The organism is Rosistilla oblonga, assembly GCF_007751715.1.
Lineage (GTDB): Bacteria > Planctomycetota > Planctomycetia > Pirellulales > Pirellulaceae > Rosistilla > Rosistilla oblonga.
In genome coordinates, this window is sequence record NZ_CP036292.1 from 5,228,072 (window position 1) to 5,242,471 (window position 14,400).

A 14,400-nucleotide genomic window follows, 5' to 3' on the forward strand; every position below is an offset into this window, starting at 1 on the left:
CTCGATCGTCTCTCGCAGGACATCTGCCGCCCTGCATAAATCAGAGGTGTTGTTCCAGTTGCCCTATCAAACAGTCGCGGCGACACAGATTTCGGTCCGACCGGTCGCCAATTGACGTGCCCGAACGTTGCTGTATCCCCAAGACCGGATCTGATCCAACCAAATCGGGATATCGGCAGCCCGTTCGTACGAACTCAGCTTAAGCGTCAGCAGCATGCCGACGATCGAAGTATCCCGATGCTGCACGATGTTCTCGACCGTCGTCAGCGTCTTTTCCGGCTTGACGTTCGAATCGACCAACAACCACCGCGCCTTGGAATAATGATGACGCTTGATGTCGCCGCCACGGGCGCGGAAGTGGCGGTAGTTTTTGTGTTCCATGATCGATTCGTCCATCTCGGCGGGATCGATTCCGGACACCTGCATACCAAGTTCCAACAGTCGTTGGACCGATCCGCCGGGAGCACTACCGATCTCGATCACCTGGTCGCCCTCATGCAACTGAAATCCGCTCCAGGCGATTGCTTCGGAGGTCTTGTAGTAGGCACGCGAGATGACTTCGCGGTCGCGATTCATCGGGAACGTTCCGCCGGGCCAGCGGTCGACGGCGCTGACGACCTCGTGCCAACCGATCCACCACTGGTTCGATTCGACCATCACCACGTCCAACACGCGATCGCCGGGACGAGCGATTTGATTCGCCATTGGCGAAGCGATCAGTTCCTGTTGGTGCAGATTGGCCGCCAGAAAATCGGCGACAGCTTCGGTCAACGGTTCGTTGCCCGGCATAAAACCACGCTCGCCAACGGGCAAGCGGTCGCGGCCCCACAGATGCAACAGATCGGGTTTGGGGAGATTCGACGAACGCAGCAGTTCGGATAACTGGCTGGCCAACTGATCGGATTCCTCGCCGGCGATCTTACCGATCGACCACGACGCGGTGCGGATGAAGATCCCCTCGGGAAGGGCATCGTCGGACGCGGCCGCCGAGTTGGCGGCGGGGACCTTTTTGAGCGTTACAAAACCGGGACGCGAAAACGCCAGCCGCCACTTTCGATCATCGAGTTCCGCTTTGAGAGCCGGTTCGGAACCTTGTTGGCAACAGAGAAAACAGAACGAATTGGGGGCGGGAGGCTGATTGGTCATTCATTTTGCGCAACCCGAGGGGTGCGGAATTGTTCGGCGGGTACATCTTGGAAACTTACAAGCATACCACCGATTTGCGATATCAGCGCCCGGTCTTGCACCGACAACATCGGACTAAATTGATGTTCCGACCGCAGCGTCTCCGTCTGATCGCCGACGGTCGCGCGAACCGTAATTTTGCTAGGCAAAACGTTGCTCTCCGACATCTGCTCGTTCAGAGCCAGTCGAGCGAAGGGGGCCCCGCGGGGATTTTGGTACATATTCAGCCGCGTCGCCCAGCCGGTGAACTCGTTGTAGATCTGCGAAAGCTGCGGCTGGACGGCGGGTTGCGTTTCCGCGGTGTACAAAAATCCTGGGAATCCGGCCTGAAAGACCCCCGACTGGGGATCGCCGATCGGCTGCGTGCTGACTCCAATCGCTGCGGCTTTCCCCGTCTCCTGCGCCTGCTGGCGGAGCGCCGTCATATAACGAACCAGTTCGTCGCAGTTGATCGTGGTCCGCCGCTGGGTCGTCGTATCGATCAGCACGATCTTCGATCGGGGGATATCGAAGACGGTGATCTGCGATTTTGCTGGCAATTGAACGTCGTAAGCGACCCCAGCGTCAAACAGGGTCAACGTTTCGCCAACCAACGACGGCTTGCGGCCATCCGAATATATTTGGGTTTCCGCACGCAGGGTCGGATGTTCGCTCGATTGGGCAGCTAGTGGACCAGCCAAAAGCAGGCCGCTCAAACAGGCGAACATCAACACCATCGCGGCGTTGCGATGCATGGGTTTTATGGCAAACATTGCAATCCCTTTGAAAAAAGTCCCAGTTTTGCCACTCCGCGCCACTCCCCCGATGGATCGAAGCAACATCGGCTGCGGAGCGTGTAGGCTAGCGGAGGCTAGCAGGAACGCTGGTCGGATACCAGATCGAAGTCGATTTGATCCTCGCGGGAGACTGGAAAAAACAGCCGGCTTGCGAGAGGGGAGCTGATGCAAAACAGGCAGCTTTCGTATTTAACATGACCTTGACCGACCGATAGACGAACGATAGAGGTTGAATTGCTCAGATGTTATTACAACATTGAGAGACCGCCCTGCCACCGAATATCTGAGCACCACGAAGGTTTGTTGCAACCGCAACTTGCTCACGGAGGAAATTCATGAGTGGCATGGCTCTACTATTGTTCGCCGGCGTCGTTGTCGCAGGCATCCCCGGCACTCAGTCGGCGGACGAACAAGTCGATCTGATCGAACTGAATCACTTTTTTGACGAGCACGGTCGGCACGTGTTCGACCAGGTGATCTTCTACGAGTGGTCGCAGACGCACCATCGCTTTCACGTCAAGGCTTGGCGTCTGGTCAAAGACCCGCAACAACTGCCCCAGAAATCGTGGAAGCCGATCGGTTACCGATGCGTCTGGCACGACGATGGCGTGCTGCGAAAGGTTCGCTCCCCCGCCTATCGCGAGACCTGGTCGCAGGTCGACCCCGAGCGGACCAACCGACAACTGCTGCCGCAGGATCAGCGAATTGGTCTGCTGAAACCGGTGATCGGCGAGCCGATTAAACGGCCTGCACCGACGGAGATTGCAATCGCCGAAGAGCGACCAACGCAGCCCTGAGCCGCACGAAGACGGCGGCGTTGGCGACGATGTTGGTGACGCGGAATGCGTTCGGAGGTTGCTGGCGAAGCGGAGGCTGAGGTACGATCCTTCACAGAATCGTACAGCCCCAACTTTCCGCAGCAGGCCCCGAACATGCAGCACGCGTCTATCCATCAATTGATCCGTCAGCGGCGAACCATCAAGCCCGCTCAGATGGACTCGCGACCGATCCAACGCGACGTGATCCAGACGCTGTTGGAAGATGCCAACTGGGCACCGACCCACGGCCTGACCGAACCGTGGCGATTCACTCTCTTTACGGGAGATTCACGCCAGCGATTGGCGAAACTGCTGTCGGAAACCTATCGCGAGATCACACCGCCGGCGGAGTTCAAGCAGAACAAATTCGATAAATTTGCCATCAACCCGACGCTCGCGCCGCTGGTCGTTGCGATCGGTATGAAGCGGCAACCGAGCAAGAAGATCTCCGAGATCGATGAGATCGCCGCTGTCGCCTGTGCGGTCCAGAACATCCATCTTTCGGCGACGGCGTTTGGGCTGGGCGGCTTCTGGTCATCCAACGCCGCCGCATGCAGCGATGCGCTCCGCGATTTTGTCGGCTTGGGCGACGAGGATCGCATGCTCGGTCTGTTTTATCTCGGTTATCCCGCCGCGGATTGGCCGGCGGGAACTCGCAATCCGATCGCCGACAAAGTCCGCTGGGAAACCGAATAACAGCTGCCGGATCTAGGCCGCGCGGTTCTCGAGAACGCGCGGTCCTCGAGAAACTCAGTGCCCGACGATCGCGACGTTGCCCAATCGAATCTTCTCGAGCGTTTAAAGAACGCACCGCTCGGTGCGGCGGGCTAGCTGGACAGCAAGCCGCCAAAGCGACGCTGGCGGCCCGAGAAATCGTGCAACGCTTGCATCAGATCCTCTTCGCGGAAGTCGGGCCAAGAGCGATCGGTCACCCAGAGTTCGGCGTAACTGATCTGCCACAACAGATAGTTGCTGATCCGCATGTCGCCGCCGGTGCGAATCAACAGATCGGGGTCGGGCAAACCAGCTGTATAGAGATGTTCGGAAACCATCGCTTCGTCGATCGCATCGGGCTGCAATTCACCCTGCCGCGCCTTGGCGGCCAGCTGGCGCACGGCTTCAACGATTTCAGCTCGCCCGCCGTAATCGACGGCCAGCACCAACTGCATCCCCGTATGCTCGGCACACAATTGTTGCGTGATTTCCAGTTCGCGTAGCACTCCGGCGGGCAGACGATCGCGGCGGCCGATCATTTTCAATCGCAGCCCGTTATCGATCAGCGTCCGCCGCTCCTCGACCAGATATTGCTCCAACAGATGCATTAAAAAATCGAGCTCGACCGGCGGCCGTTTCCAATTTTCGCTGCTGAAGCAATACAGCGTGAGCGCTTCGATTCCAAGCGCCGCACATTTTTCAGTCGTACGCCGAACCGTGTCGACCCCATGCCGATGCCCTTCGATCCGTGGCAGCCCACGCCGCTGCGCCCAACGACCATTGCCATCCATGATGATGGCGACGTGCCGTGGAAGCGAGCTGCCGGTTTCGGCATCGGCGTCGGGCGATGAGGAGGGTTCGGCCTGAGACATCACGGGTTAGGCGATCGCCAAGTCCAGCTTTGTTTGCTCTGTAAAGATCGTTTGCGCACGATCGGGACCGACCGAGATGATTCCGACGGGGAATCCGATCAGCTCTTCGACGCGACGGATATAACGATGTGCTCCCTCGGGGAGATCTTCCAACGACCGCGCGTCGTCGACAGGAATCTTCCAGCCGGGGATCGTTTCGTAAACCGGCTTGCAGCGGCGAACTTCTTCCGCGTGGCAAGGGAAGTGTTTGGTCTGCTTGCCATCGATCTCGTAAGCGACGCAGATCTTGATCTCGTCCAGATGGCTCAACACGTCCATCATCATCAACGACAATCGCGACACGCCGCTCAACCGCGCCGTGTAACGCAGCGCGACAGCGTCCAACCAACCGCAGCGTCGTGGTCGCCCGGTGGTCGTGCCGAACTCGTTCCCCAGCTTGCGAATTTTCTCACCGACCTCGTCGTGCAATTCGGTCGGGAATGGTCCGCCGCCGACGCGTGTGCTGTAGGCTTTGCAAACGCCGACAACTTCGTGAATCCAACGCGGCGGAACACCCGCACCGGCACAGACTCCAACGCCCGAAGCGTTGCTGCTGGTAACAAACGGATAGGTCCCGTGGTCGATGTCCAACAGCGCCCCCTGGGCTCCTTCGAACAAGACCTTGCGGTTGGCTTCGCAGGCAGCCAAGACAGGCTCGGTCGTGTCGCCAGTCAACTCGCGGAGCCGGTCGGCCCAACCGCCAGCGATCGCGGCAACTTTGCTTGGTTCGACGCTAGCCAGTTCATCAGCCGACGCGCCGAGGCCTTCCAACAGACGGTACTTCTGCGCGGCAACCGCGGCGATTCGCTCGTCGCGATCGGCTTGCATCAGATCGGTCATCCGAACCGCATGCGTCCGGCCGACCTTGTCGCGATAACAGGGCCCGATACCACGATTTGTGGTGCCGATCGATTCGTTGCCGACACCGCGATGTTCGTTGATGATCCGGTCTTCGATCATGTGCCATGGCATGACCAAGTGGGCTCGTTCGCTGATCCGCATATTGTCGGCACAACGGACGCCGCGACCGGCCAGTCCATCGATCTCTTCCAACAGCGTCGTTGGATTGATCACCACCCCGGGCGTGATCATGTTCTGGACCGCAGGATGCAGGATGCCGCTGGGAATATGATGCAGTTTGTACGTTTCATCGCCGCAAACGACGGTGTGGCCCGCATTGGCCCCGCCGGCGTACCGCACGACCATTTCGTAATCTTTGGCCAGCAGATCGACAAGCTTACCCTTGGCTTCATCGCCCCACTGCAGCCCTATTACACAAGTTCCTGGCACCGAATCGGTCCTTTCCAAAATACAAGTCACCCCGGCGGGCGACGTCAAAATTGCCAAAGCCCACTAGTGTATTGCCAGACCGACGCAATCACAACGGGCTGCGTCGTGGCGAACGCCAATTCCAGCATCTGCCCCCCATGGGACGCCCTCTAACCGCCAAGAAGCTCGCTACCGGCTCTTCTTACCCAAACTGGTGGGTCAGCCCCCAAGCGTTGGCGAGGCAGCCCCCCCCGAATCGCCTCCGATTGCGGAAGCCGAAATCTGGGCGCACGGGGACGTGTGCGCACGAGTTCATCCAATCGGTCGCTGCGGTCGCCAGTCGGCCGAGACGCGTCGGCTAGAGGATGAATTTGCTGAGGTCTTCGTCTTCGGCGATCTCGTTGAGTCGCTGTTCAACATAAGCAGCGTCGATCTTGACGGAGCTCTTCCCCAACTCGGGCGCTTCGAAGCTGAGTTCTTCCAGCAAGCGTTCCATGATCGTGTACAGCCGGCGAGCCCCGATGTTCTGCGTCGATTGGTTGACCTTAAACGCGTAACGAGCCAGTTGAGCCAGAGCGTCCTGCTGGAATTCGATCGTTACCTGTTCGGTCGCCAGGAGCGCTTCGTATTGCCGCGTCAGCGAATTCTTCGGCTCGGTCAAGATCTGCAGGAAATCGTGTTCGGTCAATTCATCCAGTTCGACACGGATCGGAAACCGGCCCTGCAGTTCGGGCATCAATTCGCTCGGCTTGCCGCGATGGAACGCTCCGGCGGCGATGAACAGGATGTGATCGGTGCGAACGTAACCGTATCGGGTCTGCACGCTGGTCCCTTCGACGATCGGCAACAGATCGCGCTGCACACCCTGCCGCGAGACGTCAGCGTTTTTGCCGTCGGTCGCGATCACTTTGTCGATCTCGTCGACAAAGATGATCCCCAGTTCTTCGGCCAACCGAATCGCTTCGGCATTCATCGCCTCGGGGTCCAACAGCGCTTCGGTCTCTTGCTCCATCAACACCTGACGGGCTTCGTTGACCTTCATCTCGCGACTCTGCGAGCCGCGTGGCATGATCTTTTCGAACATCCCCTGCAGGTCGATGTCCATGTTCTCCATGCCCATCCCGCCGACAACCATCGGCGCCGACTTGGACTGAGTCGTTACTTCGACCAAGCGTTCTTCCAGCTTTCCCGCTTGCAGCATCTTCCGCATCTTGTCGCGAGTTCGCTGCAGGCGTTGCTCGGCATCGTCGGCGGTTTCGGTTGCGGACTCCTCTAACGCCTGCGACAGGCTTGGCAGTTCAGTCGACCCCGGCACCAACAGATCGACCAACCGGTTCTCGACCCGCTGCTCCGCCTCTTCGCGGACCTGATCCTGGAACTTTTCGCGGACCAAGCCGAGGCCGTTTTCGACAAGCTCGCGAACCATGCTCTCGACATCGCGACCGTAATATCCGACCTCGGTATATTTCGTCGCTTCGACTTTGATAAACGGAGCGCCGGTCATCCGCGCCAAGCGGCGAGCGATCTCGGTCTTCCCGACTCCGGTCGGGCCGATCATCAAGATGTTCTTGGGAGCGATCTCGCCCTGCATCTCCTCGCTCAATTGCTGTCGTCGCCAGCGATTCCGCAGCGCCACCGCGACAGCTCGCTTGGCCTGCCGCTGGCCGACGATATAGCGATCCAATTGCTTGACGGTCTCCGCTGGCGTCAGCTTGCCCAAAGCATCGACTACGTTGTGCGAATCACTCACGATACGGCCTCCAGTTCTTCGACAACGATGTTGCGATTGGTATAGATATCGATATCCGCGGCGATCTCCATCGATCGGCGAACGATCTCTGCCGCCGACAGATCCGAATGAGCCAACAATGCGCGAGCGGCTGCGATTGCGTAGTGCCCTCCCGAACCGATCCCGATCACGCCGTCGGTCGGTTGGATCACGTCGCCGGTGCCGCTGATCAACAGCGAATGTTTTCCGTCGGCGACCGCCAACAAAGCCTCTAACCGACGCAGCGCCCGATCCATCCGCCAGTCCTTGGCCAGTTCGGTCGCCGCGCGTGGCACGTTGGCGGGATAGTCCCGCATCTTCTCTTCAAAGCGTTCCAACAGAGCAAAGGCATCCGCCGCACCGCCGGCGAAGCCACATAAGACGCGGCCTTCGTTCAACCGCCGCACCTTACAGGCATCCGACTTCATCACCGTCGTGCCTAAAGTTACTTGCCCATCGCCCCCCATCGCGACTTTGTTGCCTCGACGGACCGATAGGATCGTGGTTGCGTGGAGTTCCATGAGTGACGATTCGCTATCCGAGGGTGTTGTGATTTGCTTGCGACACGTATCCATTGTCGCAGTCGATGCCGTGGCTGGCCAGGCGCACTGTGCACCGCATCCTCGGTGCCAGCACTCGCCGTGCTGACACCATAAAAATCGCGTCGATCCGGCGGCTTACGCCAGAACTTTGAGGACTTCGTCGCCCATCGCTTCGGTGCCGATCGAAGCTTCGCCCGCGGCGATATCAGGAGTCCGATGCCCCGCAGCCAAAACCTTGCGAACCGCAGCTTCGATCGCCGCGGCTTCGTCTTCCAGTTTCAGCGAGTAACGCAGCAACATCGCACAGGCGAGGATCGTGGCCAATGGATTTGCGATTCCCTTGCCGGCGATGTCGGGAGCCGATCCGTGGATCGGTTCGTACAGGCCAGGTCCATCCGCACCGATCGATGCCGATGGCAACATGCCCAGCGATCCTGGCAGCATCGAAGCTTCGTCGGTCAAGATATCACCAAACATGTTGCTGGTGACGACAACGTCGAAGTCCTTCGGACGGCTGATCAAATGCATCGCCATCGCATCGACCAAAACGACATCGTACTTCACGTCGGGGAACTCTTCGCGGACAACGCGCTCGGCAACTTGACGCCACAGACGACTCGGCTCCAACACGTTGGCTTTGTCGACGCTTGTCAAACGACCATCGCGACCGCGAGCGGCTTCCGCAGCGAGGCGGACGACGCGTTCGACTTCAGGGACGCTGTAGACCATCGTCGCCATCGCATGTTCGACGCCATCGATCGTTTCGCGGCCGGAGGGGCCAAAGTAGATTCCGCCGGTCAGTTCGCGGAAGAACAGGATGTCGGTCCCTTCGACGATCTCGCGACGCAGCGGCGAAGCGCCAACCAATTCGGGAAACGTTTGGATCGGACGCAGGTTCGCGAACAACCCCAATTCTTTGCGGATCTTCAACAACCCAACCTCGGGCCGCGTCTTAGCCGATGGATCGTCCCACTTCGGTCCGCCGACGGCTCCCAACAAAACCGCGTCCGACGCGAGGCAGGCGTCGATCGTCGGCTGGGGCAGCGGGTCGCCGGTCTGATCGATAGCGATTCCGCCGATCAGGCAGGATTGATAGGTGAACTGGTGATTGAATTTTGTCGCGATCGCATCGAGAACGCGTTGGCCTTGCAGAACGATTTCGGGACCAATGCCGTCACCTGGCAACAGAACAATGTTGGCTTTCAAGACAATTCGCTTTCGGTTTGAAGGGGGCGGGGAGTTTTGATTCGGTTGGGCTAGCAATCTTAGCGTCTATCGCTGGAATTCCGAAGCCCCGCAGCCATCTGTTCAAGGGAAAGTCGGTTCATAGAGGTAGCGATTCCTCCCTACAATCCGAGACCCTCGAGCCGCTGGCGTCGCAAAAAGTGGAAACCTTTTAAATAAAGAACCGTTTGTTGGAACGAGCAGCTCGAATTTGGTAACATCAGCTACCCCATCCGGGTCGTTTTGGCACTGCCAACCACCTACCTGCCCCACGGAACGAATAGCCATGTTGTCGATCCACTCTGCGGCCAAGAAAGCGACTCAATTGTGCGACGGCATCTCGCGGCGAGAGGTCTTGAAAATCGGAGCCCTCGGGATGGGCGGGCTGACATTGCCGCAACTGCTGCAAGCCGAAGCTGCCGCGGGAATTCGCGGATCGCAAAAATCGATCATCATGATCTACATGGTCGGCGCGCCGCCGCACCAAGATATGTACGACCTGAAGATGGATGCGCCGTCGGAAATCCGAGGTGAATCGCGGCCGATGGCGACTAACGTGCCGGGGATCCAGATCAGCGAACTGATGCCGGGGATCGCCAAGATCATGGACAAGTGCGTTCCGCTGCGAAGCGTTTACGGTTCGCCCAACGGAGCTCACGATTCGTTCATCTGCTACACCGGCCGACCGACTCAGAATCAACCTCCCGGCGGCTGGCCCTCGATCGGATCGACGATCTCTCAACTGCAAGGCCCTGCAGATCCGTCGGTCCCGCCGTTTGTCGGCCTCTCCCCCGACGCGGGTCATCCTCCCTACGGATCGCCCGGCCTGCCCGGATTCCTAGGCGTCGGCAACGCAGCCTTCCGCCCCTCCGGACCAGCTGAGAAATCGATGGTCCTTTCGGATATCACGTTGGACCGGATGAACGACCGCAAGCAATTGCTGCAGTCGTTCGATCGCTTCCGCCGCGATGCCGATGCGTCGCGGACGATGGAAGGGATCGATCAAATGTACGGCCAAGCGATGGACATCTTGTCCTCGGGACGATTAGCCGATGCGTTGGATCTTTCGAAAGAAGATCCCGCGACGCGCGAGCGGTACGGCAAGGGAAGCCCTGCCAAATATGGCGACGGTGCGCCGCGGAACCTCGAACATTTCTTGATGGCTCGCCGTTTGGTCGAAGCGGGAGCCCGCGTGGTCACGCTGAACTTCGGCCGCTGGGATTTTCACAGCCGCAACTTCAGCGAGCTGCGCGACACCCATCTGCCATGGTTCGACCAAGGACTTTCCGCTCTGATCGAAGACCTGCACGATCGCGGCATGGCCGACGATGTCTCGGTCGTCGCTTGGGGCGAGTTCGGCCGGACGCCGAAGATCAACAAAGATGGCGGGCGCGATCACTGGCCGCGCGTCGGCGGTGGATTGTTAGCTGGCGGCGGCATGAAGACCGGGCAAGTGATCGGATCGACCGACCGCTTGGGAGGCGAGATCGATTCGCGACCGATCCACTTCGGCGAGGTTCACGCGACGCTGTATCAGAACATGGGGATCAACCCACACAGCACGATGGTTCGCGATTTCGCGGGCCGTCCGCACTTCCTGGTCGACAACCATCCGGCGATGCCCGAATTGATCGGTTAACCGCCACGCTGCCGCGATGGGCAGCGGAGACCGGACAGTTTATTGAGCCGCCTGCTGGTAGATCTCCAGCGTCTTGAGCATGTCCTCTTTGAACTTGCTGGGCATCTTAGTCGCTTTGACCTGCCACTCGATCGCCTCGGCCACATCTCCACGTTCGAAGTGGACCCGAGCGACTGTGTCCAGTGCGATCGGAGCCTTTTCATTTGTCAGTTCGACCGATCGGACAGCAGCTTTCAGCGCCAGATCGAGGTCGCGGTCATCCCCCTTGGTTTCCGCAGCGATCAACCAAGCCAGCTGAGCCAGCATGTTTGGATCGTCCCACTGACGCTGGACCAATTTGTCGATCACCGGATAGGTTTCCGAAAACATCTTGGCTTCGCGGAGTACTTCCAGCTTGATCATCAACGGTTCGTTTCGCTCGGGAAACTCAGTCGCCATCGCATCGAGAGCAGCGATCGCCGAGGCGTAGTCTTTGTCCTTGATCCATCCGCCCATGCGAGACCGCAGCGCCCCGAAAGCCAATTCGTAGCGTTTCGCCTTGTCTCGCGCGGTCCGCGCCGCAGCAACATCCCAATCACCTTCGAGGATCGCCGCCAGAGGGCGATCGATCTGAGCGGGATGCCCGATCCACTGAACGATTCCATCGCGGCCAACGATAAACGCACACGGAATCCCTCGCTCACCCGCGGCTTGCATGTAGCGCAGCTTAGTCGTTTTGTTACTGTCCGCGGCGATTGTGTATTGCAGAACGTCGCCCCAAGTTTTCCCCGGCGAAGCTTCGGCCTCGAAGAAGCTGGCGATCTTCGCTGCTGGTTCGTCGCTGACGCCGATGAACTGCACCTGGTCGCCCAACTGCTGCTGCAACTGGCTCAAGTGCGGCATGTTCACCTTGCAGGGACCACACCATGTCGCCCAAAACTCGACGACGTAGACTTTGGAATCCTCAAAGCTGCCAACTTCCGGGCCCTTGAACCAGGTATCGATCTCCAATTCCGGCGCGCGGTCGCCGATCGTTAACGAACCTGTATTGGCGGGAGCCGCAAACGACGGCGGCTCAGCAGCAGGCGGTTTAACAGCCACCGTCGGCTTCGCGACAGGTGCTGGCTTGGCAGCCGGCGCGGGCTTCGTCGCCGCCGGAGGCTTGATCGCAAGCGGCGGCTCAATGGTCGCGGGAGCCTGCGTCTCGGCAGGCGGAACGTTCAGTGCAGCTGGCTTGAGCGCGACGGTAGCTGCTGGAGCCGCCGGACTCAGAGCTGCCGGGGCGGGGCTGGAAGCCGGGCGGACCGATGCTGCGGGAGCGGGCGACTTGGGGCCCGATGCGGGACGCTGCGATTCGCGCGGTGCTAGCTGCACGTCGTAGGAATCGATCTGCCCCGGAGTCATCTCTCCGACAGCGACATCGGGAACAGCGATCTCCGCCAACTTGCTCGACGACGCCAAACCGTCGGTCTCATAGCTCGCCTTCTCCAACGCCGATCGACTCGGCCCACCGCAACCAACGGCTAAAAACGGGAGCACCATCAACAGCCGGCAATGACGGGGACGAAGAGTCAACATTTTCTGTAGCTCTCGAGTAGGCGAGGATCTGAAAGATTCTGAAATGCAAAAAGCGTGACCGATAACACCAATTTTCATCGGCAATCGGGTCACGCTTGGTCAGAAGTTGCAGCTCGGGCTGTGGCGATTTTAACAATCCGGCGACTTGGAAAGATCAAAGTCGCCCTAGCTTAACACACCATCTTCGCTAGCACATTAAAATTCGGGACGTCCTTTGCCCGCTTGCGCCGCCGCGCCGATGACTTGCAAAACGCCATCGTCGATCGAAAATCGCAAGCGTTGCCCGTTGGGTTCGATCGGCTGAACGATCCGAACCTTGTCGTGCTCGGGATTGTTTTGCATCGTCTTGAGCAGCATATCGGTGATCGAATTTTCGCTGACCCAATAAGCATATTGCAGTGCGGGCAGCAGCGAGATCGTTGCTTGCGAGAGAGCCTGCGATTGGTTCGCATCGGCATTGGCCGATCCGTCAATTGTCTCTTTCAGCAACCCATCGATATCTTTTCCAGCACCGATGTAGATCCGGTCTTCGCTGGTTGCGATCAACAACGGAATCGAAGAGCCGAACATTTTGCTCAGTTCATTGTTTCCCGCCGGCAGATCGACCGTGCCGTGATGCAATGTCAGGCCGGCGTAACTGCCGTCGTTGAATTTAAACTGCGGCGCGTCGGGGTTTCCATCGAATTCAGCCAGGATGTCCTTGGCCAGTTGTTCGATCTTCTTGCCTTCAGTCACCGCGCCGCCGACGAGCACGCGCAGTTCGTTCTGGTCGGTCATCACGACGGCACCGCCATTCAGCTTGCCCATCTTTACGTTTGCGGTCAGCAATTCTTTGGCGCGCGGCAGGTAGGCGTCGATCTTAGCATTGTCGCTATCGGACAACTCGACGTATTGGCCGATCACGGTCCGCAACTGCTTCAGCGATTGATCGATCGACTGCAGCGAGACCTCTTGTTCCTGAGATCCCATCGTGGCCGCGGCGTGCGTGTAAGCGGTTGCGGTCGGACGAATCAAACCGGCGAACTCCGTGGGAACCGACTTGCGATCGTTGTACATCTGTGCCAGCGAAGAACCTTCGAGCGCGGTTCCAGAGGCATCGACGGAGATTTGATTGCTTTCGGCATCGATCGAGATTCCGACCGTGATGTATTCCGAATCGCGCATCAACAGTTCCATCTGCTTGATGACAGCTTCGTTAGGTGGTGCGGGTTGGGCGTTCCCCTCTCCACGTTCCTGCATCCGTTTGACAGCGTCATCGAACGCTTGACGCATTTGAGCGACTAAGCCCATCCGCATCGGTTCGGGAATTTGTTGCAGGTTGGCACGGATTCCGATGTCGTGATCCAGGTGCATATCCTGCAGCAGCGACTTCGGATCAGCGGGCAAATCGGCGAGCGCGGCGCGGTCGTTAGCGACGTACGCCCAGTCACCTTGATCGCGGATGTAGATCAAGTTCGGGCCGGCTTGCATGACCATCGTGCCATCGTCCAACGAATCGGCGGGGCCAAACTGAGGCTCCAACCGCTTCAGAACGGCTTTGACGTCGGAGATCGCGAGGAACAACATCGGTGCAGGAACGCCATCGATCATTCGCACGATCACACCCAGCGGTTGGGACCGATCGATCCCCTGGCTGTAAGCGCCGACGTAGATGTTCAGCATCGCGCCAGCTTGTGGCATCCCCGAGATCGTCGAGAGATGGTTCACGTCGCGCAACAAGCCATCGAGACTGGCCAACGAGACGACGACAACCGGTTCCTCGCTGACTCCGCCTTGTCCCGGATCGGTTTGCGGAGCAACGGCGTCAGCCGACGCCACGGCGACTACCGACAACAGACCGACCAGGATCGTCCGGCGAGCGCACCCGATCCCGTGATTAAAGAGGCTGAACATCAATCTTATGTCCTTCACAAAATAAACTTCGAAGCAAGACTTCGGGGAACCTGCGCAGGCCAACCGTGGCCGCTTAGGGTGATATCCCCAGCAACGCAAATCGT

At 59.0% G+C, this 14,400-nt stretch carries 12 protein-coding genes; 3 read left to right on the top strand and 9 right to left on the bottom strand.

Going from position 1 to position 14,400, the window contains the following annotated elements:
* Window positions 1-66: 66 nt before the first annotated feature.
* The gene (locus CA51_RS18495) at window positions 67-1,146 is read right to left on the bottom strand and encodes an SAM-dependent methyltransferase (RefSeq protein ID WP_197451298.1); all 1,080 of its coding nucleotides are present in this window, start codon (window positions 1,144-1,146) and stop codon (window positions 67-69) included.
* Entirely contained in the window at window positions 1,143-1,937 is a 795-nt protein-coding gene (locus CA51_RS18500; RefSeq protein ID WP_145122693.1) for a hypothetical protein, read from the bottom strand. Before CA51_RS18500 ends, CA51_RS18495 begins: the two co-directional genes overlap by 4 nt.
* A gap of 359 nt (window positions 1,938-2,296) precedes the next feature.
* On the opposite strand from CA51_RS18500, the gene CA51_RS18505 reads away from it, so the two are divergent.
* Together CA51_RS18505 and CA51_RS18510 are read left to right on the top strand one after the other, a co-directional pair.
* Window positions 2,297-2,758, top strand: a complete 462-nt coding sequence (locus tag CA51_RS18505) for a hypothetical protein (protein ID WP_197451299.1) — start codon at window positions 2,297-2,299, stop codon at window positions 2,756-2,758.
* Window positions 2,759-2,803: 45 nt separating this feature from the next.
* Entirely contained in the window at window positions 2,804-3,475 is a 672-nt protein-coding gene (locus CA51_RS18510; protein WP_231745772.1) for a nitroreductase family protein, read from the top strand.
* A gap of 131 nt (window positions 3,476-3,606) precedes the next feature.
* On the opposite strand, the gene CA51_RS18515 is transcribed toward CA51_RS18510, so the two are convergent.
* From CA51_RS18515 to leuB, 5 genes are all read right to left on the bottom strand, one after another.
* Window positions 3,607-4,365, bottom strand: a complete 759-nt coding sequence (locus CA51_RS18515; RefSeq protein WP_145122694.1) for an isoprenyl transferase — start codon at window positions 4,363-4,365, stop codon at window positions 3,607-3,609.
* A gap of 6 nt (window positions 4,366-4,371) precedes the next feature.
* Complete coding sequence (locus CA51_RS18520; protein WP_197451300.1) at window positions 4,372-5,694, bottom strand: adenylosuccinate synthase; 1,323 nt, start codon at window positions 5,692-5,694, stop codon at window positions 4,372-4,374.
* A gap of 337 nt (window positions 5,695-6,031) precedes the next feature.
* Window positions 6,032-7,423, bottom strand: a complete 1,392-nt coding sequence (gene hslU / locus CA51_RS18525) for an ATP-dependent protease ATPase subunit HslU (RefSeq protein ID WP_231745773.1) — start codon at window positions 7,421-7,423, stop codon at window positions 6,032-6,034.
* Window positions 7,420-7,962, bottom strand: coding sequence for an ATP-dependent protease subunit HslV (gene hslV / locus CA51_RS18530; protein ID WP_145122695.1), 543 nt, complete (start codon window positions 7,960-7,962; stop codon window positions 7,420-7,422). Before hslV ends, hslU begins: the two co-directional genes overlap by 4 nt.
* 156 nt (window positions 7,963-8,118) lie before the next feature.
* Window positions 8,119-9,189, bottom strand: a complete 1,071-nt coding sequence (leuB, locus tag CA51_RS18535; protein WP_145122696.1) for a 3-isopropylmalate dehydrogenase — start codon at window positions 9,187-9,189, stop codon at window positions 8,119-8,121.
* A gap of 304 nt (window positions 9,190-9,493) precedes the next feature.
* Here leuB and CA51_RS18540 point away from each other — a divergent pair, with 304 nt between their 5' ends.
* Window positions 9,494-10,846: a DUF1501 domain-containing protein gene (locus tag CA51_RS18540; protein WP_145122697.1), complete on the top strand. Its 1,353-nt coding sequence runs from the start codon at window positions 9,494-9,496 to the stop codon at window positions 10,844-10,846.
* Between the two features lie 39 nt (window positions 10,847-10,885).
* Here CA51_RS18540 and CA51_RS18545 read toward each other — a convergent pair whose 3' ends face one another.
* Together CA51_RS18545 and CA51_RS18550 are read right to left on the bottom strand one after the other, a co-directional pair.
* A complete protein-coding gene (locus CA51_RS18545) occupies window positions 10,886-12,403 on the bottom strand; it encodes a redoxin domain-containing protein (protein ID WP_197451301.1) in 1,518 nt (505 codons plus the stop codon).
* A 195-nt stretch (window positions 12,404-12,598) separates the two neighbouring features.
* On the bottom strand, window positions 12,599-14,296 hold the full coding sequence (locus CA51_RS18550) for a hypothetical protein (protein ID WP_145122699.1): 1,698 nt from the start codon (window positions 14,294-14,296) through the stop codon (window positions 12,599-12,601).
* Window positions 14,297-14,400: the final 104 nt, after the last annotated feature.

Bases quoted from the DNA above. Each gene is read 5' to 3' on its own strand.
- CA51_RS18515 (WP_145122694.1), bottom strand. From the start codon at position 4,365: ATGTCTCAGGCCGAACCCTCCTCATCGCCCGACGCCGATGCCGAAACC.
- CA51_RS18510 (WP_231745772.1), top strand. From the start codon at position 2,804: ATGCGTTCGGAGGTTGCTGGCGAAGCGGAGGCTGAGGTACGATCCTTC.
- CA51_RS18550 (WP_145122699.1), bottom strand. From the start codon at position 14,296: ATGTTCAGCCTCTTTAATCACGGGATCGGGTGCGCTCGCCGGACGATC.
- CA51_RS18505 (WP_197451299.1), top strand. From the start codon at position 2,297: ATGAGTGGCATGGCTCTACTATTGTTCGCCGGCGTCGTTGTCGCAGGC.
- hslV (WP_145122695.1), bottom strand. From the start codon at position 7,962: ATGGAACTCCACGCAACCACGATCCTATCGGTCCGTCGAGGCAACAAA.
- CA51_RS18495 (WP_197451298.1), bottom strand. From the start codon at position 1,146: ATGACCAATCAGCCTCCCGCCCCCAATTCGTTCTGTTTTCTCTGTTGC.
- CA51_RS18500 (WP_145122693.1), bottom strand. From the start codon at position 1,937: ATGTTTGCCATAAAACCCATGCATCGCAACGCCGCGATGGTGTTGATG.
- CA51_RS18545 (WP_197451301.1), bottom strand. From the start codon at position 12,403: ATGTTGACTCTTCGTCCCCGTCATTGCCGGCTGTTGATGGTGCTCCCG.
- CA51_RS18540 (WP_145122697.1), top strand. From the start codon at position 9,494: ATGTTGTCGATCCACTCTGCGGCCAAGAAAGCGACTCAATTGTGCGAC.